Source organism: Deltaproteobacteria bacterium (genome assembly GCA_016709225.1).
Taxonomy (GTDB): Bacteria; Myxococcota_A; Polyangia; order Nannocystales; family Nannocystaceae; genus Xiheibacterium; species Xiheibacterium phototrophicum.
This window is the reverse complement of record JADJEE010000001.1, coordinates 2,951,855-2,971,948: the sequence shown is the minus strand read 5'-3', so window position 1 is coordinate 2,971,948 and position 20,094 is coordinate 2,951,855. Positions and strand designations below refer to the sequence as shown.

Here is a 20,094-nt window from a genome sequence, read left to right as displayed (position 1 = left end):
AACGAGGATGCAGGACACCAACACCATCGCCCGCAACTGGCGCGACCTCATTCGCCCGAAGAAGCTCGAGGTCGAGGGCGAGAGCCTCACCGACGGCTACGGCAAGTTCACGTGTGAGCCGCTCGAGCGCGGCTACGGCATCACGCTGGCGAACAGCCTGCGTCGGGTGCTGTTGTCGTCGCTGCAGGGCGCCGCCATCACCACCGTGCGGATCGAGGGCGCGCTCCACGAGTTCACGACCATCGAGGGTGTGGTCGAGGACGTCACCGACATCATCTTGAACGTCAAGGCGCTGCGCCTGCGGATGGACGACTCCACGCCGCGCACGCTCACGATCGACAAGCAGGGTGAGGGTGAGGTCAAGGCCTCGGACATCCAGTGCCCGACCGGCGTGACCGTGCTCGACGGCGAGCAGCACCTCGCGACGCTGTCCAAGGGTGGCCACCTGCGGATGGAGCTCACCTGCGAGATGGGTCGTGGCTACGCCACCGCCGACCAGAACAAGCGCGAGGGCATGCCCATCGGCGTGATTCCGATCGACAGCCTGTTCTCGCCGATCCAGAAGGTGAACTACCGCGTCACGAACGCCCGCGTCGGTCAGCGCACCGACTACGACCGTCTCGTGCTCGAGGTGTGGACCGACGGTTCGGTGCGCCCCGACGACGCGGTGGCGTTCGCCGCGAAGATCCTCAAGGAGCAGCTCTCGATCTTCATCAATCGCGAGGAGATCGAAGAGGCGACCACCGCCGAGCCGACCGAGGAGGACAAGCTCAACGAGTACCTCTGGCGCTCGGTCGACGAGCTCGAGCTCTCGGTGCGCTCGGCCAACTGCCTGCAGAACGCGAACATCCACTACATCGGTGACTTGGTGCAGAAGACCGAGCCCGAGATGCTCAAGACCAAGAACTTCGGTCGCAAGTCCTTGAAGGAAATCAAGGAAATCCTCGCGCAGATGGGCTTGACGCTGGGCATGAAGATCCCCAACTGGCAGGGCCCGCCGCCGGCCCGCGAAGACGCTTAGAGGTTCCCATGCGACATCGCGACGCTGGCCGCAAGTTCGGCCGAAACAGCACCCACCGCAACGCCATGTTCCGCAACATGGCGACCTCGCTCGTCGAGCACGGGCGAATCACCACCACCGAGCCCAAGGCCAAGGAGCTGCGGCGCTTCGTCGAGAAGGTGATCACCCGCAGCATCGGCGTCCACGAGCTCGTGGCCAAGCCGGTCGACTCGCGCACCAAGGCAGAGCAAGCCCAGGTCGTGCACGCGATCCGCATGGCCGGCCGCCTGGTCCGCACCCGTGAGGCGCTGAGCAAGCTCTTCAACGAGGTCGCGCCGCGCTTCAAGGACCGGCCCGGCGGGTACACCCGCATCATCCGCACCGCGCCCCGTCCGGGCGATGGCGCGCCGATGGCGATCATCGAGCTCGTCTAGCGCTGCGGCACGGCGGCCGCCCCCCGTCGGGTGGTCGCTGCGAGCCGACTGGCCGCGTGATCACGGGTGAGCGCCCGGCGATCGTGCGGCTTTTTTGTCGCACATCGTGGGACCGCTTAGCTTCGGCCCCATGCTGTTCGCGTCGTCGTCCGCCCAGGTGTTGATCGAGATCGGGCTCGTACTCGGCGTGCTCGCGGGCGTGCTGGGCTGGCTCGGACGCCGCGCCAAATCGGCTGATCCGAGCGTGCTGCGGACCATCCGCCTGTCGCCGCAACACGCGGTCTACGTGGTCGCTGTCGAGGATCGCCGGCTGCTGCTCGGGGTCGGGCAGGGCTCGGCACCGACGTTGCTGTGCGACCTCGGTGACCGCATCAAGGCCGTGCGCAACGACGCGACCCGTGCGGACGCGGGGCCGCGCGCCGGGGGAGATGCGTTCGTGGCCGGGGCCAGCCGCGGTCGCGGGGGCTGGGACCACGGTGCCTGAGCTGTCGAGCTCGACGGCGACGTTCGCCCTGCTGGCGATCGTACCGATCGTGCTCGTGGTCGCGACCGCGTTCGCGAAGTCGTCGGTGTTGCTCGGCGCGGTCCGGACGGGCCTGGGCGCCGAGGCGCTGCTGCCGATGCCGGTGGTACTGGCGCTCGCGATGGTGGTCACGGCGATCGTGATGGCGCCGACGGCCGGGGCCGTGTTGGCCGAGATCGACGCCCGCGGTGGCCCGGCGGCCATCGACGGCGTCTCGGGGTGGTGGGCGAGCGCCGCCCCTTGGCTCGAGTTCCTCCAGCGCCACGCCGACGGCGACGAGCTGTCGTTCTTCGCCGAGCTGCAGGCACGGGGCGCCGAAGACCCGCTGGTGATCGTGCCGGCGTTCCTCGTGACCGAGCTGCGCGAGGCGCTGTCGATGGCGGTCGTGGTGTTGGTGCCGTTGGTGGTCGTCGATCTGTTGGTCGCCCAGGCGGTGACGCTGCTGGGCTTCGCACAGCTGCAGACCGCGCTGGTGTCGGTGCCGCTCAAGCTGTTGTTGTTCCTCGCCGTTGGCGGCTGGGGCGTCGTGATCGGCGGGCTGGTCGAGGGCTATCGATGACCGACGGCGTCGCGTTGGTGCACGACGGCTTCGCGCTGCTGCTGGCGATCGCGATCCCGCTGGTGGCGGCGGCGGTGGTCGGGGTCTTGCTCGCCGTGCTGGCCACGCGCACGCTCGGCATCGCCGATCCCGCGGTCGGAGCGGTCGCGCGGGCGCTGGCGGTGTTCGCCGCACTGGCGGTCTTCGGTGCGACCTGGGCCACGCAGCTGCACGACTTCACGGCGACGGCGTGGCAGCAGCTCGCCGCGCTCGGGCGCGGACCATGAGCGCGCTGGCGCAGGCGCTGGTGTTGGCGTTCGCGCGCTACGTCGCGCTGCTTCGGGTGCAGCCGCTCTTGCGGGCCGCGTTGCCCTCGGCGTGGTGGGCCCTCGCCGCGATGACGGCGGCCGTGCTGGTGCTCCGCGAGGGCGTGGTGCCCGGGCCGGCGCGCAGCCTCGATGCGTTCGTGCTCGCGTTGGTGCTGGAGCTGGTGCTCGGCACCGTCGTGGGCGTGGTGGTGGCCCTGCCGGCGCAGGTGCTCGTCGGCGCGGCGAGTGTGCCCGCGGCGCTGCTGCGGGTGCCGGCGGCGGGGTGGACCGCGCTGGTGATCGCGTTGGTGTCGTCGGCGGCGTTTGCGATGGGCCTGCACCACGCGGTGCTCGCAGGCGCGTCGACGCTGCAGCAGGTGTTCCCGCTCGGGGAGGCCAGGGCCTGGTGGCTCGGCGCGCACTCGGCCACGGCCGAGCTGGTTGCGATCGCCCACGCGACCACGCTGCTGGCGCTGGCGCTCGCGAGCCCGTCGCTGCTGGTGGCCGCGGCGGTCGAGCTGGTCGGCGCCGCGGCGGCACGGAGCTCGGCCGAAGCCGCCGCCTTCGCCGCTGCGCCGGTGGCGTTGCTGCGACTGGCCGCGGTGTTGATTGCGCTCGGGGCCTCGTGGGCGATCGACATGCCGCGGTGGGCCAGCGCGGCGCTGCCATCGGTGCCCGCGACCGTGCCGTAGCGCCGAAGGGGGCGCCGCCGCGGTCCGGGCGGCTAGGTCGGCGATGCCCGCCGTGGTTGTGCGATGCTCGGCCGGCGTGCGATCGCATCGACAGCAGCGCGCCGGAGCGATTCGGAGCCACGGTGCGGCGATCGTCTGCCTGTTGGTGCCGTGGTCGTGGGCCTGCGGCCGTGATCTCCCCGAGGCCACGCTCGGCGATCTGCGGCAGCCGACCGGCGTCGCGCTCTCCGACGAGGGGCGGTTCCTGTTCGTGACCAACGGCAACTGGGATCAGTCCGAGCGCACGGGCGGCGTGCTGGTGTTGGACCTGCAGTCGTTGCACGATGCGTTGGCGGACCACGACGAGCACGGGAGTTGTCGCGTGCGCGGCGACACGCCCGTGGCCACGATCGAGTGCGGTGCGCGCGGGCTGGTGGTCCCGCGCGCCGGCATCACGCTGGGCAGCGCCGTCGGCAACCTCGCCCGCGATCGCCCCGCCGGTGTGACCGGGGCGCTGCGGCTGCTGACGGTGCAGCGCGCCCCTGCGGCGGTGGTGTGGTTCGACGTGATCGCCGGCGACGACGGTCCCCAGCTCGACTGCGGCGTGGGCTTCGACGGCAACTGCGACGACGTGCACGTCATCACCACGGCGCCCGATCGCGGCGATCTGCGGCTGCCACCGGACCCGGCGCGGGTCGTGGTCGACGACCAGGGCTATCGCTTCGCCTACGTGCCGCAGCTGTTCGGCGAGCGCGGCTCGCCCAAGGCGGACCTCTCGCTCATCGACCTCGATGGCGAGTTCGGTCCCGAGCTGGTCAACGTCGCCCAGGACGTCTACCGCGACGATCCCTTCGATGGCACCGAGTACTCGGGGGGCTTCGGCGTGGCGTCGCGGCCTTGCGACCTCGCGAACGCGCCCGACGGCAGCCGCGACTGCACGCGACCGGTGCTGTACGGCAGCCAGCGCTTCTTCCCGTCGCTGCGACGCTTCGCCGTCGCGCCGGGGCTCGACGTCATCGTGCCCGGCGAGGAGTCGTCGATCGCCAACGTGAACCCCGAGAGCGTGCAGCAGCAGCCGTTCCTGGCCGACCTCGCGTTCGAGGACCCCAGCGGCGGTGTCGACCTGCTGGTGGTGCAGACCACCCCCGCTGCGTTGTTGCGCGTCGACACCACCGTCGAGGACGGCCGCTCCGTCGACGCCATCGTCGGCATGCTGCCGCTGTGCGAGCAACCCAACATGCTCGCGGTGCACCGGCACGGCGACGACGAGCCGCTCGCGCTGGTGTCGTGCTTCGCCGAGGGTGAGCTGGCGATCGTCGGGCTGACGAGCTGGCGCGTGCTGCAGCAGCTCGAGCTCGAGGCCGGCGCGAACGAGATCACCATCGACCCCGCGCGACAGTGGGCGTTCGTGGCCAACACCCCGGCCGACTCGATCTCGGTGGTGTCGCTCGATCGCGACGCGGCTGGCTATCTCACCGAGATCGCTCGCATCGTGCACGGCTGACGCGGGGGCCCGCTCGACGACGGGCGAGCTCGGGTGCCCGCACGCCCGAGACCATTGTGGGGGCGCGCCTGCGGCCCCCGGCCCAAGCCAGACCCGCGGCTCAAGCCGCCTCGACGCGAGGTCGAACGAACGTGCGAGGTGATCGACACCCGTCATCGCGGCCGTGCGGCCGCCCTCGCGACGCTGGTGCTGCTGACGGCGGCCTGCGATCGCGCGACCTACCTCGAGGGGGTGACGCAATGGCGCAGCAGCGACGCCGCCTACGGCGTCGAGTTCGTCACGCCACCGTGGACGCTCGCCAGCGACGACGGCGTCACGCTCGAGCTCCATGTCGCAGCCGAGATCTTCGGCGTTGCGGTCGGGGGCTCGCCGCCGACCCACGTGTTCGCGCTGGGGCCGATCGATCCCAGCTCCGACCTCGCGTCGCTGCTGCCCGATAGCGTCCAGTTGGGTAGCGGCAGCGGCAGCGGCAGCGGCACCGGCTTCGACATCGGCGATCTCGCCGACACGGGCGGCAGCGACGGCACCGGCGGTGCATCGCCGCTGCTCGACGTCGATCTCACCAACCCGCGGGAGGTCGCGCTCGCGGAGCTCGATCACCTGGTCACCGATCAGCAGGCCGAGCTCGAGCGCGAGCTGGTGGAGACCACCGCGCCCGGGGCACCGTGGCGGTACGACGTCGTGATCCCGCCGGGCGTCTACGTGCGCGGCCTCTACTACGACGGCGGCGGACGGACGATCCGCGCCAGCTTCGCCTCGCTGTTCTCGCCCGCCGATGGCGATCTCGACGCGATGGCGGCGACGATCGTAGTGGTGGGGGCCAAGTGATCCCGCTGCTGCTGCTGCTGCTCGCGGGCCCGCCGAAGCTGCCGCCGTTGCCCGGTGGTGGCATGCCGCCGGCGCAGGCCCCTGCGCCGAGCAAGGCACCCGCGGCCGAGGACGTTGCCGACGACGCGCCGCCATCGGGCAACGACGCGCCGCACGCGGAGGCCGACGACGTACCCGCTCCGCCGCCCGCACCCACGCCGACACCGCGCGCCGGCGCGACGCCGCCAGGCGGGCCGGAGGTCGTCGCCCGCGTCGCCCAAGCCGCCGGCTCTGGCCTCGCCCAGCCTGCCGGGCACGATGCAGGCGCCGCCCGCCGCGGCGCCACCGGGGCCGGAGCTCGCCGCCGATGGCCCCGCGGGGTTTCGCGAGCGCAACGAGGGCCTCCCGCCCGGCGCGGCCAAGCGTCCGAGCAAGGGCGGCGGCGGAGCATCGCTGCGACTGGTCGCGCGCGACGAGGTCGAGCGCTGGGAGGCCGAGGATCGCAAGCAAGCGGCGGCGGCCAAGCCCGCGCCGACCCGAAGTCCCACGCGCGCACCGTCGGTCACGCGCACGGCCACCGCCGCGCCAGCCGACGAACAGCTGCGCTACCGCCGGCCACCGCATCCGCCCCAGCGCTCGGCGGCGTTCGTGCTCGGCTACCGCTACTTCTCGATCCGCGATCGGCTCGGGCGCGCGCAGAACTGGCACCTCGCCTCGCTGGAGGTGACACCGATGCGCCGCTACGTGCGGATCAACCTGCTCACCGAGTTCGGCATCGAAGGTGGACCCGCGGCGACGCGGGGCGACCGCGCCGACATGCTGCTGATGGAGCGGCTCGGCCTGGGCATGCAGTACCCCCACGTGGTCACGCCGTTCCTCGAGTTCCAAGCCGGCGTGGGAGGGGCTCGCGTGGAGCTCTTCGGGCGCAACGACATCGCGCTGCTGTACACACTGGGCCTCGATCTCGGGGCCCAGTTCGCGGTCGCGAAGTGGTTGTACCTGCACGCCGCGCTGGGGTGGATCCGTCCGACCTTCGTGTGGCGGGAGAAGGTCGCCAGCTACGATCGCCTGGCGTTCAAGCTCGGCGTCGGGTTCTAGTACGGGCGTATTTCAAGGTGCGGCAACGCAGCGAGGCGCGGTCAGGGCGGTGCTATGGCCCGTCACAATCCCTGTGTCGAGGTACTCGGCGGCCGCGCCGACGACCCGATGACCCACGGACGCGTCACAGGCTCGCGACCGCGATGGGACTCGCGGAGAAGCCCAGCGCGCCGTCACCGAGCGCGCCGTGGTCCCGCTCGCCCCAACAGACCACGTCGCCCGCGCTGCGGCGCGCGCAGCTGATGCTGCCCCCGGCCGCGATCTCGCGGGCCCCATCGACGCCGCCCACACCGACGGGCACGCGCTGGATGCCACCGGCCTCGCGGCCCAGCTGGCCGTCGGCGTTGGTGCCCCAGCAGGCCACTGCGCCGCTGCTCCGCGCGACGCAGATGTGCGCGACGCCGCCCGACAGCGCGATCGCGTCGGTGATGTCCTTCACCGGCACGCGCGTGGTCCATGTGCCCTCGATGCCCGCACCGAGCTGGCCGCGATCGTTGTGCCCCCAGCACGCGATCGCTCCGCTGCGTCGACGCGCGCACGAGTGGACCTCGCCGGCCTCGACCTCGACCGCGTCCTCGACCCGCACGACCGCGACCGGGTTGGGCTGCGGCGTGCCGAGCTCCTTCGACGGCGGGCCATTGCCGAGCTGGCCGAAGTGATTGTGCCCCCAGCACGCGACGCGACCCGACGCCCGCACCGCGCAGCTGTGCTCGCCGCCCGCGGCGATCTGGATCGCATCGCGGAGGTTGGGCACATCGGTGATGCCTGCGGGGCGATCGAGCACGACCGCACCGACCTGGCCGAACTGGCCGTCGCCCCAGCACGACACCGCACCGCCACGTCGTCGTACACAGGTGTGCGCACGGCCACCGGCGACCTCGACGGCGTCGTTGATGCCGGCCACGCGCCCCGGCACGCGGCGGCCGGCGTGCTTGCCATCGCCGAGCTGACCGCCGTCGTCGGCGCCCCAGCACCACACTGCGCCGTCGTTGGTGACGGCGCACGCGTGTTGCCACCCGGCGCCCAGCGAGATCACGTTCGACAGCGATGCGAGCGTGGTCGGGGCGTGGGCGTCGTCGCTGCCGCCGTTGCCGAGCTGGCCGACCGCGTTGGCGCCCCAGCACGCGACCTTGCCCCGCGTGAGCGCGCATGCGAAGTCGAGCCCGGTCACCACGCGATCGACGTCGTCGAGCGCGACCACCGGCGCGCGGCCCTCGGCCGCACCGGCCGTGCCGCCGCCGAGCATGCCGTGGTCGTTACGGCCCCAGCACGCGACGCGACCGGGACGCGTGAGCGCGCAGGTGCTGTCACCGCCGGCGGCGATGTCTCCGATCCCGGCCATGCGCAGCACCGCGACCGGGGCCTCGCGCACGTCGGTGGTGCCGTCGCCCAGCTGGCCGTCGTCGTTGGCACCCCAACACTGCACGCGACCGGTGGTCAGTCGCGCGCAGGTGTGGCCGTCGCCGGCTGCGAGCTCGGCGACGTTGACGACGTTCGGGCCCTTGGGCGTGCTGCTGGTGCCGCCGCGCTGACCATCGATCTGCCCCGAGCTGTCGTCACCCCAGCACGCCACCTGGTTGCCGGCCGTGATCACGCAGGTGTGCTGCGCACCGGCGGCGATGGCCTTGGCTCCGGCGGTGTTGGCAACCGCGCGCGGCCGCGAACCATCACCACCGGCACTGCCGAGCTGCATGCGATCGTTGCGGCCGAAGCACAGCACGCCGCCCTGCTTGCGCAGCGCGCAGGTGTGCGCGTCACCGGCGGCCAGCGCCGTCACGTCGCCGAGGCCCTGCACCGCCACCGGTGCAACCCAGGCGGTGCGCCCGGCGGTGGCGAGCTGGCCCGAGCGGTTGTCGCCCCAGCACACCACACTCGCGTTGCGACGCAGCGCGCACACGTGGCGACGGCCCGCGACCAGCGAGACGGCATCGCCGAGGCCTTTGGCGACCACCGGTGCGCTGGCGTTGCTGCGACCGGGTCCGCCCTCGCCATCACCGAGCTGTCCGAGATCATTGCGGCCCCAACACGCGACCGTGCCGGGGTGGCGCCGCACGCAGGTGAAGCCGTCGCCGGCGACCAGCTGCTCGGCATCCTCGATGCCGCGCACCTCGACCGCGGTGAGGCTGTCCTCGCGCAGTCCGTGCCCGAGCTGACCGTTGCCGCCGCCGCCCCAGCAGCGAACCTGGCCGCCCTGGTGACGCGCGCACACGTGATCCACACCGACCGCGATCTCGACGACCGGGCCGCGCGGGCGTGACGAGCCTCCGCCACCACCGACCGGCGTCACGGTGCCGCCGTGGTGCTCGGGGTCGCGGGTGTCGCAGGCGGCGGCGAGGGTCCACGCGAGCACCGCGAACACGACGGCGCTCGCGCGCGGCAGGAGATCGGCCCAACGAAGCCGCGGCGCCTGGGGAAGCATTGCGCGCAGCATACCTTGCACCGCGCGCGCGATGGTCTCCGGCGACCGCCGCAACCGTGGGCGCACGCGCCTGCGACCGGGTCGGTGCGCAATCCTTGGCGAAGCGGCGCGGCCACTGGTAGATGGGTCGGGTGAGCGCTGCGACGGCGAGTCCGGCCCGAGTGCGTCGCGCCCATCGGGCGGGGTTGCGTCCAACGTCGGCATGTCTGGTCCCTGGCTGCGTGTGCGTGGCCCTGTCGCTGGCGACCGGCCTGGGCTCCGACGCGCCCACGGAGCTGGGCGATGGGGTCGCCGCCGCGCTCGCACACGGCGGTGTGGCGGCTCGCACATTCGCCGCCCAGGGCTTGAACACCGCGCTCGCGGTGATGTCGGCGATGGGCGCAGTCGTGATCGCGATCGTCATCGTCGCGGCCGCCGCGTCGGGACGGCTGGGCGCGATCGATCCCGGCGCCGCCGCGGGCCTCGAGCTGCCCCCGCGGCCGGCTCGCATGCGCGTGGCGATCGTCGCGGTCGCGTTGTCGCTGGGCGTCGGCGCGGTGGTGGTGCGTGCTCGCATCGCGGGCGCGGCGCGGGCGGCCGACGCGTCGCCCGAGGCACTCGTCGCGCTGTGGCGTGGTAGCGCCGGCGACACGCTGATGGCGATCGGTCTCGCACTGCTGGCGATCGCGGCGTTCGAGCTGTGGCAGAGCCGCCGCGATCTCGAGCTCGCGCTGCTGGAGGGCGAAGACCGCAACGCCGCGCGGCCGAGGATCATCGCACGGTGACTTCGCGGCTGGTGTCGGTCGCCGTCGCGGTCGCGCTCGACAACGCGTTCACCTACGCGGTGCCCGAGCACCTCGAGCTCCCGCCGGCGGGCGCCCGCGTGCTGGTGCCGCTGGGCGCCCGCGTGCTCGTCGGAGTCGTGCGGGCCGAGACGGCCGCGCCGGTCGCGAAGGGTCTGAAGGCGCTGCTCGACGTGCTCGACCCCGAGGAGCCCGCGCTCACGCCGGCGCTGCTTCAGCTGTGCGAGTGGCTGTCGGACTACTACCTCGCGCCGATCGGCGAGGTCTATCGACTCGCGCTGCCGGGCATGCTCACCCACGCCGACGCGCGCGTGGTCGCGATCACCGACACTGGACGCCTCGCGCTCGATGCCGCGGGGCCCTTGCTCGGCGGCACCGAGCTACAGGCCAGCGAGCGCGCGCTGCTCGAGGCCGTGGCGCACAGCGGCGCGACCGGCCTGCCGATGTCGAAGCTGGTCCGCACGCTCAAGCGCGGCGGCGCGTCGCGGGTGCTCGGCGCCCTCGAGGCCCGCGGGCTGGTCACCGCAGGTTGGGCCCAGGACGACGAGCTGCGCACGGAGACGTGGGTGCGGCGCACCGACGCGCTGCGCGACGGTAGCGGCGAGGACGAGCTGCAGCGTGTGATCGGTCGCTCGAAGCAGCGCCGTGCCCTGCTCGACGAGCTCGAGCGCCGCACCGACGACGACGCCGGCTGGGTCGCGTTGGGCGAGCTGCGGGGGCCGTTCCCGCGGGTGCGCGAGCTGCTGCCGCCGCTGGTCGGCGCGCAGCTGGTCGAGCTCGACGAGCGCGCGCGAACCCTCGACCCGTTCGCGCAGACCGAGCCGGCGGCCGCATTGCCACAGACGCCGACGGCCGATCAAGCGCAGGCGCTGACGTACCTGCACGGCTTGCTGGCACGCGGTGGCTTCGAGTCGGTGCTGCTGCAGGGCATCACCGGCAGCGGCAAGACCGAGGTCTACCTGCAGCTCATCGCTAGCGTGCGGGCACAACGGCGGGGCGCGATCGTGCTGGTGCCGGAGATCGCCCTCACGCCCCAGCTCGCCGATCGCTTCCGGGCCCGCTTCGGCGACGAGGTCGCGGTGCTGCACAGCGGCCTCACGCCGCGCCAGCGGCTGGACGCGTGGCAGCAGATCCGCCGCGGCCTGCGTCCGATCGTGATCGGCGCGCGCTCGGCCGTGTTCGCACCGTTGCCCTCGCTGGGGGTGATCGTGGTCGACGAGGAGCACGACGCCTCGTTCAAGCAGGAGGACGGCGTGCGCTACCACGGGCGCGACGTCGCGCTGGTGCGGGCCAAGGCCGCGGGGGTGCCGGTCGTGCTCGGGTCGGCGACGCCCTCGCTCGAGAGCTACGCGCTGGCCCAAGCCGGTCGCCACCACTGGCTGCACCTGCGGCAGCGGCCCACGCCGCGGCCGCTGCCGAGCGTCGAGGTGGTGCCGCTGTCGGTGCATCGGCCCGATCCCGAGTCGCTGATGACGGCGCGCCTGCGGCAGAGCATTGCCGAGTGCGCGGGTGCGGGCGAGCAGGCGATCGTGTTCCTCAACCGTCGCGGCTTCACCACCACCTTGGTGTGCGATCAGTGCGGCTCGTTCCAGCAGTGCCCCGACTGCAGCGCGCCGTCGATGACGTATCACCTGCAGCGGCACCGGCTCATGTGCCACCTGTGCGGCCACATCGAGGCGACGCCCGATCGCTGCTCGTCGTGCGGCTGGCACGAGCTCTCCCACGGTGGCGTGGGCACCGAGCGGGTCGAGTCGGCGCTCGCACGCGAGCTGCCCGGCATCCGCGTGCTGCGGCTCGATCGCGATGCGACCCGCGGCCGCGCGCTGTTCGACACGCTGGCGCGCTTCCGGGCCCGCGAGGCCGACGTGTTGGTCGGCACCCAGATGCTCTCGAAGGGGCACGACTTCCCCGGCGTGACGCTGGTCGGCATCCTCCAAGGCGATCACGGGCTCGCGCTGCCCGACGTCCGTGCGGCCGAGCGCACCTTCCAGCTGCTCACGCAGGTCGCCGGACGGGCCGGGCGCGGCGATCGACCCGGGCGCGTCATCATCCAGGCGTGGGCGGTCGATCACCCCGCCATCGCGTGCGCGCAGCGTCACGACGTCGACGGCTTCGCCGCACTCGAGCTCGAGCAGCGGCGGCGGCTCGACAACCCGCCCCACGGTCACCTGGCGTTGGTGCGCGTGAGCGGGCTCGGCGCGGCGGCGGTGCAGGCCCGCGCGCGCGCGCTCGGACAGCTGGCGAGCGAGCGCATCGCTCGGTTGCCGAGCCCCGACCTCGTGCGTCTGCTGGGCCCGGTGCCGTCGCCGATCGAGCGCATCGACCGACGCACCCGCTGGCAGCTGCTGCTGCGCGCGCGTGAGCGCTCGCCGCTGCGGTGGGTGCTGCAGGCCCTGCGGCCGCGGCTCGGTGCCGAGGGCAGCGGCGCGACGCAGACCCACGCGTTCGTCGACGTCGATCCGTACAGCATGCTGTAGACTCGCGCCCGGACAGCGCGACCACGTGGACGCAGAGGTGCTCATCGTCGGTGATCCGAGCAGCCGCGCGGGCGTGGTCGGGCAGGTCGCGTCGCTCGGTTATGCCGCGGCTGCGATCGGGCCCGAGCTCGCGGCCGCGGCGCTCGAGTCGAGTGCGCCGCGCATGATCGTCGTGTTCCTCGACGACATCGATCCGCCGGTGTTCATGGCGGCGCTGCGCCGGCTCCACCGCGGCGCGGCGATCCCAGTGACGCTGTGCGGCCGCCCGGCCGACTCGGGCTTCGACCTCGCCGACGTGCTGGAGCTCGGCGCCGATCATTTCATCGAGGAGCCGATCACCGACGACGCGCTGCTCGCTGCACTCGAGGCGCTCGCGGGGCCGCCGCTGCGGCGCACGATCGAACCCAGCCCCATCGCGCCGGTCGAGCCGGTCGCAACGGCGGCGGAGGCGAGCGGCTCGTGGCCGACGCGCACCGAGGTCATCGAAGAGACCGGTCCGGTGCGGGTGCTGCCGGCGGCGACCGACGAGTCGCAGATGAGTGGCCAGCTGCACCGCGCGTTCGGCATCCTCGACGCGCGTCGGCGTTCGCCGCAGGAGCGCAGCGCGGTCGGTGACTCCACCGACGATCTCGATCTCGCCGATCTCGGCCTCGACGACGTGCCGCTGCCGGAGCACGACGACGGCATCGATCCCGGCGAGTCCCACGACCGCCTCGAGGTCGCGCAGCTGCACGTGTTGGTGCCCGGCACCGACGTCCACGGGCTCGAGATTGCCTCGCCGTTGCGGCCACCCAAGGGCCCGCGCGAGACCACCGTGCTGCTCGAGGACGCGAGCCCGGTCGGTCCTCGCACGCCCACCGGCAACCGCTACGCGCCGCCCGATGGCGTCACCGGCGAGGTCCGCGAGCGCACCTCGCCGCAGGTCTCGGTCACCTCGGAGTTCGCCGATCGCCCGCGGCGTCGCGTGCCATTGCCGCTCGAACGCCAGGGTGACCTCGCGACCGTCGAGGTGCCGCGACTGCTCAGCCGCCTGCACCGGGCCGCATTCACCGGCAAGCTGACGCTGGCGGCGGCGCGGGTCGAGAAGAGCGTGTGGTTCGAGTCGGGCGTCATCGTCTTCGCGCGCTCGAGCGCGGGCCATGATCGCCTGCTCGATGGTCTGCTGCGCTCGGGTCTGCTGACGCGCTCGCAGTACGCCGAGGCGCGGCGCATGACCGAGGCCGACGGTCGTCGTGCCGGCCAGGTGCTGGTCGAGGCTGGGCTGCTCAAGCAGGCCGAGCTGCTCGACGCGCTGCAGGATCACCTCGCACGCATCGTCGACTCGACGATGCCGTGGCGCGAGGGGGTGTGGTCGCTCGAGCCCGACGAGCGCTGCGAGGAGCCGATCCAGATGACCACGCCGACCGCCGTGTTGCTGGTCGAGGGCATCCGCCAGCGCATGGAGCCGACGCGGCTGCTGGGCTTGCTCGGCGGTCCCGGGGCCCACCCGCAGCTGCGCGACGAGGCGTGGTCGCGACCGTCGGCGCTGCACGACCTGGCCGAGGGCCTGCAGCTCTCGGCCAGCGAAGAGGCATGGCTCGAGCGGCTCGATGGGCGCAGCAGCTTGTCGCAGCTGCTGTCCGATCCGGCCGCCGACGAGGGTGAGCTGTTGGCGGCGGTCTACGCCCTGCACGTGCTCGAGCTGCTGGATCTGCCCGGCGAGCCGATCCCGGCGCCGCGCGTGCACGACGATCCGGTCGCGATCGATCGTCGACGCATCGAGGCGCGGCTGGCCCTCGCGCGGGAGGCCGACTACTTCGCCCTGCTCGGGCTCGAGCGCGATGCCACGCGCGCCGACGTCCGCGTTGCGTGGGCCGATCTCGATCGCACGTTCGGCGAGGCGCGGCTCGAGCCCGCGACCTTGCAAGAGCTCGCGGCCGAGCTCGCCGAGCTCCGCGCGGCGCTGGCCGAGGCCCGCGACGTGCTCGCGCACGACATGCTGCGCAACGCCTACCTCTCCCAGCTGGAGGAGCCATGAAGTTGCGCGCGGTGTTCATGGGGTCGCCCGAGTTCGCGCTGCCGAGCCTGCGGGAGGTCGCGGCGCGCTGCGACCTGCGGGCGGTGGTATGCCAGCCGGATCGCCCGGCGGGGCGCGGGCGCGCGGTCACGCAGCCCGCGGTCAAGCAGGCCGCGCTCGCGCTCGACGTGCCGATCCTGCAACCGACCAAGATGAAGGACGGCACGCTGCGGGACGCACTCGCCGAGCATCGCCCCGAACTCGCGATCGTGGTCGCGTTCGGCCGCATCCTGCCGACCGACCTGCTGACGCTCCCGACGTACGGCTGCCTCAACGTGCACGCGTCGCTGTTGCCGCGCTGGCGCGGCGCCGCGCCGATCCAGCGGGCGATCCTCGCCGGTGACCGCGAGACCGGCGTGAGCATCATGCAGATGGATGCCGGGCTCGACACCGGCGCGGTGCACCGCGTGGTCCGCTGCGCGATCGATCCCTACGAGACTCAAGGCGAGCTGTTCGCCCGGCTCGCCGAGCTCGGTGCGGCCGCGCTGGGCGAGTTCCTCGCGGCCTTCCCCGACGTGCCCACACCGACCCCGCAACCCGACGCCGGCGTGGTGCTGGCGCCGCCGCTGCGCAAGGAGGAGGGCCGCATCGACTGGACCCGCGGGGTCACGGCGCTCGTCGACCACGTGCGCGGGATGGACCCGTGGCCGACGGCCGCGTGTGTGCGTGGCAGCGACGAGCTCAAGCTGTTCGCGGCGCGGACGTCGACGCGCAGCCGTGACGACGCTGCGCCCGGGGCCGTGCTGGCGGTCGATGCCGCGGGCCTGCACGTCGCGGTCGGCGACGGCGTGCTGTGCGTCGGCGAGCTGCAGCCGGCCGGCAAGCGCCGCATGCCCGCGCGCGCCTACGCGGCCGGGCGACCATTCGCGCCCGGCGAGCGCCTGGACTAGGGGCCATGGCCGCGTCATGGCCCGTCACAATCCCTGTGTCGAGGTACGAGCGGCGCGCGCGGTCGAGCGCTACGGCGCCGTGAGGTGCAGGCGATAGTGAACGTCCGCGTCGCCGGCCGAGAAGCCAGTGACACGCTCCATCCGCACGTTGCCGCCCAGCATCTCGAGCCCGCGGCGGAAGTAGCCGATGACCGAGTACTCGAAGTAGAGGTGACGCAGGCCGACGGGCACGCCCTCGATGTGGAGCTCGATGCAGTCGGGGCGCACCTCGGTGCGCGCCCGGCCGGTGTCGAAGAAGTTCGACCACATCACCGGGGCCATTGCTGCGAAGCGCGTGACGTCGCGGCCCTCGAGCAGACCCTTGTAGGGCCCTTCGGTGAGCGACCACTCGGCACTCATCGCGCCCAGCTCCCACAGCGAGTCGGTGTCGCCGCCGTAGACCTGCTCCACGATGGCGTCGTTGAGCTGTAGGAAGGTCTCGGCGGGGATCTGCGAGGTCGGCAGCACGCTGGTGGGGAACTCGGGGTGCTCGCGCCGATACGCGGCGACGAACGCCTCGACGGCGTCCTCGCCGAGCTTGTGCTTCAGCAGGTACAGCCGAGCGTGGAAGGCGGTGCCCTTGACGCGCATGCGGTGAGATTGTCGCACGCGCGTGGCGGCCGTCGACCACCGCGCCCGCGCGTGCGTGCAGACCCGGCTCGAACCGGCGTGCGGGCGCACGCGCACGGCCCAGCGTGCGGGACCATCGTGGCTCGCTGCCTGCGTCACGTCGGCGCGCGGCGTAAAGGTGGCCGGCCGGTGTGGCGCGGCCGGCGGGATCCTGCTGTACAACCGATCGCGCTTGTCGTTCGTCCTCGCCACCCTGTGCATCGTCGCGCTGGCGCCGAACACCGCGCCGGCGACGATTCCGGCACCGCCCGATCCACGCGAACTCGAGCTGCACTGGCGCGCACCCGCGGACTGTCCTTCGCGAGAGGAACTCGAGCGCCGCATCCACGCGTTGCTACCGGACGCTCCCAGCGGCGAGGGGGTGTTGGTCATCGAGGGCGAGGTCACCCGCACCGAGACCGCGGCGACGTTGATGCTGCGTTCGACGTACCAGGGACGCAGCGACACGCGGACCATCACGTCGCCGACGTGCGCCGAGCTGACGGAGACGACCGCGGTGTTGGTCGCGATCGCCCTCGAGCCCTCGGCCGCGATCCCGCCGTCCGAGCCGCTGACGGCGCCCGGGCCGATGACCCTGCCCGGGCCGATGACCGTGCCCGAGCCCGACCCCGCACCGGCGGTGACGACCTCGCCGCCGGAGATCTCGCCGATGCGGACGCCTGCGGTCGAGCCGGCGATCGACACGCGGCGGGTCGAGCGTCGGCGTGCGGCGCCGGGACTCGGGCTCCGCGTCGCGGCCGGGCTCGAAGCCGGTGCGATCCCCCCGCCCACGCTCGCGCTCACGGCTGCGCTCTCGCTGCTGTGGCGTCGTGCACGGCTCGAGCTGCACGGAGCCTGGCTCGCACCACGCACGGTCCGCGGCGAAGACGGTCGCGGCGTCACCTATCAGCTCGGCAGCGTCGGCGCGCGCGGGTGCGGTCGGCTGTTCGTGCGCGCGCTCGAGCTGCCGCTGTGTGGCGGCGCCGAGGCGGGGGTCCTGCGCGCGCGTCCGCGGGGGATCGACTCGCCCCCGGTGCTCGCGCCTTGGGCGGCTGGGGTCGCGGGCGTCGGCCTCGTGCGGCGCTGGGGACCGGTGGCGATCGTCGCCGCCGTCGATGGCATCGCGCGCGTGGTCGGCCACCGCTTCGTGGTCGACGGCCGGCGGTCGCTGGTGCAGTGGCCGGTGTCGGTGCGTGCGCTGGTCGGCGTCGAGCTGCGCTGGGGTGGCTCGCGGCGCTAGCAGTGCCGCCTGGGACTGAGAGAGCAAGCGCGGGTGCTGGCCAGTTGGCCGGCTCGCGCGTCGCCGCGCTGGTCGTGTTCGCGCGGGCGCCCGACGCGACTTGGTCTCGATCACTCGCTCGCGAGGCTGGACACTCGCGGCATCGTCGTGAACGCACCCCGCGTGGTAGGTTGGCTCGCGCAGGAGCGCAGGAGGCCCGCATGTGCCAGCTCGCAATCACGGACGTCCGGGGACTCGAGCAGAGCGGCGCCATCGTCCGCTGGTTCCGCGTGCGCGGGACCGCCGGGGACTGCAAGCTAGTCGACGTCGAGGTCGTGGTGGCTGGTCGCGCCGCGACCGGTGCGGCCACGGTCGCGCAAGACGGGACGTGGCAGGTCATCGTGGAGGCTCCGGGCCCCGACGTTCGCTGCCGTGATCGCGCCTCGATTCGCGCCACGTGCCGGGATGTCGCGGGTTGCTCGGCCGTCGCCTGGGAGAACCGAGCGATCGACTGCGAGCGCGTGCCGGACTGCGCGTACCCAACCGATATCGTGATGACCGGCACGACCTGCGCCGGGTCTGGGCTGCGCACCACCGTGCGGTTCGAAGTGCGGCTCAACACAGCCGCGCCATCGGGCACTCGGTATTTCTGGAAATTCGGCGACGAGCCGGGGCCGGTCCCGGTGTCGCAGCGTCCGTCACGCCTCGACGATCCGAGCTTCGAGCACGAGTACGAGACGCCGGGCAACGTCTCCGTCGAGGTCGTGGTACGGCGCGATGGTTGCGATGACGAGCCGTTGTCGGTGCCGCTGACGATTCCTCCCTGTTGTCCCGCCCTCACGAGCCTCGTCGTCACCGACGAGACCTGTGCCAACGACGGCACGACGGCGATCGTGGGTTTGTTCGTTCGTACCGATCCCGAGGGCGCCCCAGGGGTGTTCTCGTGGGATTTTGGCGACGGAACGCCCCACGAGACGAGCAGCGCGCCGACCAAGCAGCACGCTTTCGTCCCCGGTCGGTCGTACGCCGTGACGGTGTCGTTCACACCCAGCAGCGGTGCACCTTGCGGCGAGCTCAGGAAGACGCAATCCATCGACGTGGGTGCGTGCGGCCCACCAGCCTGTCCATTCCTACGAGACGTCGAAATGGCGAGCGAGCACTGCGTCGCCAACGCCGATGGAACCGCCGACGGCGTCGCCTCCGTGACCTTGGTGGCGACGACCGAGCCTGCGGACGCCGGCGGCACCTACGAGTGGGATTTCGGTGATGGGACGCCCGCGGTGACTGGAGGCCCGCGCGCGGATCACAACTACGCCACCGCAGGCGACAAGCTCGTCCGCGTCCGGTTCCGGCCTCGTGATTCGAGGTGCCCCCCCACCAGCGTGGAACGCAAGATCTCGGTCAGTGCGTGTGGGAAGACGCCGGCACCGACGACAACGGCACCCCCCGACGAGACCTGCCTCTTCTGGCTCATCATGATGTTGCTCATCATGGCGGTCGGTGCCCTGCTCCTCGGGGTCGGCCTGTGTCTGTTGTTCATGAGCCTCTGGCAGGCGGGCATCCTCTTGACTGGACTCGGTGTGCTGTTGCTGCTGATCGGGTTCGTCATCTTCGTCGGTTGGCTGCTTCTGTGTGCCACTGCCTCGAACAACTGCCTCCTCCTCGACCTGTTGATCGACTTTCTCCTCTTCCTCGCGGGGGCATCGTGGCTGATCTCGATCGCGGTGCTCGTCCTCGGGGCGTTCGCGGGCAGGTTCGGATTGTGCTTCGTCGGGCCGGCGATCGACGGTGCGTACTTCAGCGCGTTGGCTTCGATCGCCTATTGGTGGGCGCGGTTCGTGGGCTGTCGGCCGTGGCCGCGATGGGTGCCAGGTTGGGCGCGGGTCAGCTTGCCGGCGGCCGCGCGCGGCGGGCTCGATGAGGCTCGGAGCCGCCTTCATGGGCCGTGATCGAGTCGGCGTCGCTCGCGTGCCGGTGTCGGTGCGTCCCCTGGTCGGCGTCGGGCTGCGCTGGGGCAGCCCGCGGCGCTAGCACCGCGACTTTCACCCCGAGCTCCACGTCGTCGTTCACGCGGTGCAGAGTTCCTGCCGACGCCGGTGCCTGCTGGACGGATGTCGATCGCAGCGTCGATCGGCGTCCGATTTGCGCGGGCTGGATGACTGAGGGCGAGCGTACCTCTCGGACACACTGCACGGGATGATCCACGTCGTCGACACCATCGACCCGGCGGCCGCGATCGAGCCGCTAGTGGTGGATCCCCGCCTCGGGCGGGTCCACGGCATCGCACTGTCGGACGCGGCACCGCGCCTGTTCGCGACCGCGTACGAGGGCGGCCTGAGCATCTACGACCTGCCCGGTCAGCGATTCCTCGGCGAACCCTTCGCCGCCGCCGCCGGGGACGACGGCTTGGCCTACGTTGAAGGGGCGCTCTATGGCATCGGCGGTGATCGTCTCACTCGCTACGTTCTCGACGCCGACCAGGCCCGCGTGGTGCGATCGGAGGTGATCGTGCACGAGCACGAGAGCTTCAACGACCCGCGCGACGTGTGGGCCGAGCCCGGGCGCCTCACATGCCTGGCGAACATGGAGCTCGACCCGGTCGCGCCCCACCGGCGCGGCCGCGCGGCCACGGACACCTCGCTGCTCGAGGTGCAGCTCCCCGCCCGATGAGACCAAGTCGGGGGAAGGCCGCGCGGCACGTGAGCGGTGGCATCACGTAG

18 protein-coding genes are annotated in these 20,094 nt (G+C 72.5%); 16 read left to right on the top strand and 2 right to left on the bottom strand.

All coding sequences use genetic code 11. From position 1 onward, the window contains the following. The first annotated feature begins 7 nt into the window (after positions 1 to 7). The 9 genes from IPH07_12055 (at position 8) to IPH07_12015 (ending at position 6,883) form a co-directional block, all read left to right on the top strand. Entirely contained in the window at positions 8 to 1,021 is a 1,014-nt protein-coding gene (locus IPH07_12055; GenBank protein ID MBK6918126.1) for a DNA-directed RNA polymerase subunit alpha, read from the top strand. A gap of 8 nt (positions 1,022 to 1,029) precedes the next feature. Further along, the gene (gene rplQ / locus IPH07_12050) at positions 1,030 to 1,434 is read left to right on the top strand and encodes a 50S ribosomal protein L17 (GenBank protein MBK6918125.1); all 405 of its coding nucleotides are present in this window, start codon (positions 1,030 to 1,032) and stop codon (positions 1,432 to 1,434) included. A 130-nt stretch (positions 1,435 to 1,564) separates the two neighbouring features. Then, positions 1,565 to 1,918, top strand: a complete 354-nt coding sequence (locus IPH07_12045; protein MBK6918124.1) for a flagellar biosynthetic protein FliO — start codon at positions 1,565 to 1,567, stop codon at positions 1,916 to 1,918. Next, a complete protein-coding gene (locus IPH07_12040) occupies positions 1,911 to 2,516 on the top strand; it encodes a hypothetical protein (GenBank protein MBK6918123.1) in 606 nt (201 codons plus the stop codon). Before IPH07_12045 ends, IPH07_12040 begins: the two co-directional genes overlap by 8 nt. After that, entirely contained in the window at positions 2,513 to 2,782 is a 270-nt protein-coding gene (locus IPH07_12035; GenBank protein ID MBK6918122.1) for a flagellar biosynthetic protein FliQ, read from the top strand. The genes IPH07_12040 and IPH07_12035 overlap by 4 nt, the downstream gene beginning before the upstream one ends. Then, positions 2,779 to 3,495 carry a hypothetical protein gene (locus tag IPH07_12030; protein MBK6918121.1) on the top strand — a complete coding sequence of 239 codons (717 nt, stop codon included), beginning with the start codon at positions 2,779 to 2,781 and terminating at the stop codon, positions 3,493 to 3,495. Before IPH07_12035 ends, IPH07_12030 begins: the two co-directional genes overlap by 4 nt. Positions 3,496 to 3,571: 76 nt before the next feature. Then, on the top strand, positions 3,572 to 4,978 hold the full coding sequence (locus IPH07_12025; GenBank protein MBK6918120.1) for a hypothetical protein: 1,407 nt from the start codon (positions 3,572 to 3,574) through the stop codon (positions 4,976 to 4,978). 138 nt (positions 4,979 to 5,116) lie between these two features. Then, complete coding sequence (locus tag IPH07_12020) at positions 5,117 to 5,806, top strand: hypothetical protein (protein ID MBK6918119.1); 690 nt, start codon at positions 5,117 to 5,119, stop codon at positions 5,804 to 5,806. Positions 5,807 to 6,103: 297 nt separating this feature from the next. Beyond that, positions 6,104 to 6,883 (top strand): hypothetical protein, encoded by a 780-nt coding sequence (locus IPH07_12015; protein MBK6918118.1) that lies wholly within the window; start codon positions 6,104 to 6,106, stop codon positions 6,881 to 6,883. A 124-nt stretch (positions 6,884 to 7,007) separates the two neighbouring features. Here the strand turns inward: IPH07_12015 and IPH07_12010 are convergent, their stop codons facing one another. After that, positions 7,008 to 9,302, bottom strand: a complete 2,295-nt coding sequence (locus tag IPH07_12010; protein ID MBK6918117.1) for an RCC1 repeat-containing protein — start codon at positions 9,300 to 9,302, stop codon at positions 7,008 to 7,010. A gap of 227 nt (positions 9,303 to 9,529) precedes the next feature. Here IPH07_12010 and IPH07_12005 point away from each other — a divergent pair, with 227 nt between their 5' ends. The 4 genes from IPH07_12005 to IPH07_11990 are packed head-to-tail and all read left to right on the top strand — an operon-like array spanning position 9,530 to position 15,507. Continuing rightward, complete coding sequence (locus IPH07_12005) at positions 9,530 to 10,066, top strand: hypothetical protein (protein ID MBK6918116.1); 537 nt, start codon at positions 9,530 to 9,532, stop codon at positions 10,064 to 10,066. Then, positions 10,063 to 12,561 carry a primosomal protein N' gene (gene priA, locus IPH07_12000; GenBank protein MBK6918115.1) on the top strand — a complete coding sequence of 833 codons (2,499 nt, stop codon included), beginning with the start codon at positions 10,063 to 10,065 and terminating at the stop codon, positions 12,559 to 12,561. Before IPH07_12005 ends, priA begins: the two co-directional genes overlap by 4 nt. A 25-nt stretch (positions 12,562 to 12,586) precedes the next feature. Continuing rightward, entirely contained in the window at positions 12,587 to 14,578 is a 1,992-nt protein-coding gene (locus IPH07_11995) for a DUF4388 domain-containing protein (GenBank protein MBK6918114.1), read from the top strand. After that, a complete protein-coding gene (locus IPH07_11990) occupies positions 14,575 to 15,507 on the top strand; it encodes a methionyl-tRNA formyltransferase (GenBank protein MBK6918113.1) in 933 nt (310 codons plus the stop codon). Before IPH07_11995 ends, IPH07_11990 begins: the two co-directional genes overlap by 4 nt. A 69-nt stretch (positions 15,508 to 15,576) precedes the next feature. Here the strand turns inward: IPH07_11990 and IPH07_11985 are convergent, their stop codons facing one another. After that, on the bottom strand, positions 15,577 to 16,137 hold the full coding sequence (locus IPH07_11985) for a hypothetical protein (protein MBK6918112.1): 561 nt from the start codon (positions 16,135 to 16,137) through the stop codon (positions 15,577 to 15,579). A gap of 211 nt (positions 16,138 to 16,348) precedes the next feature. On the opposite strand from IPH07_11985, the gene IPH07_11980 reads away from it, so the two are divergent. From IPH07_11980 to IPH07_11970, 3 genes are all read left to right on the top strand, one after another. Next, positions 16,349 to 17,395, top strand: coding sequence for a hypothetical protein (locus IPH07_11980; protein ID MBK6918111.1), 1,047 nt, complete (start codon positions 16,349 to 16,351; stop codon positions 17,393 to 17,395). Positions 17,396 to 17,439: 44 nt separating this feature from the next. Further along, a complete protein-coding gene (locus IPH07_11975; GenBank protein ID MBK6918110.1) occupies positions 17,440 to 19,323 on the top strand; it encodes a PKD domain-containing protein in 1,884 nt (627 codons plus the stop codon). Positions 19,324 to 19,570: 247 nt separating this feature from the next. After that, entirely contained in the window at positions 19,571 to 20,044 is a 474-nt protein-coding gene (locus tag IPH07_11970) for a hypothetical protein (GenBank protein ID MBK6918109.1), read from the top strand. The last annotated feature ends 50 nt before the right edge of the window (positions 20,045 to 20,094 follow it).

Coding starts and splice junctions, on each gene's coding strand:
- rplQ (MBK6918125.1), top strand. CDS start 1,030: ATGCGACATCGCGACGCTGGCCGCAAGTTCGGCCGAAACAGCACCCAC.
- IPH07_12030 (MBK6918121.1), top strand. CDS start 2,779: ATGAGCGCGCTGGCGCAGGCGCTGGTGTTGGCGTTCGCGCGCTACGTC.
- IPH07_12045 (MBK6918124.1), top strand. CDS start 1,565: ATGCTGTTCGCGTCGTCGTCCGCCCAGGTGTTGATCGAGATCGGGCTC.
- IPH07_11985 (MBK6918112.1), bottom strand. CDS start 16,137: ATGCGCGTCAAGGGCACCGCCTTCCACGCTCGGCTGTACCTGCTGAAG.
- IPH07_12055 (MBK6918126.1), top strand. CDS start 8: ATGCAGGACACCAACACCATCGCCCGCAACTGGCGCGACCTCATTCGC.
- IPH07_11970 (MBK6918109.1), top strand. CDS start 19,571: ATGATCCACGTCGTCGACACCATCGACCCGGCGGCCGCGATCGAGCCG.
- IPH07_12035 (MBK6918122.1), top strand. CDS start 2,513: ATGACCGACGGCGTCGCGTTGGTGCACGACGGCTTCGCGCTGCTGCTG.
- IPH07_12015 (MBK6918118.1), top strand. CDS start 6,104: ATGCAGGCGCCGCCCGCCGCGGCGCCACCGGGGCCGGAGCTCGCCGCC.
- IPH07_11990 (MBK6918113.1), top strand. CDS start 14,575: ATGAAGTTGCGCGCGGTGTTCATGGGGTCGCCCGAGTTCGCGCTGCCG.
- IPH07_12010 (MBK6918117.1), bottom strand. CDS start 9,302: ATGCTTCCCCAGGCGCCGCGGCTTCGTTGGGCCGATCTCCTGCCGCGC.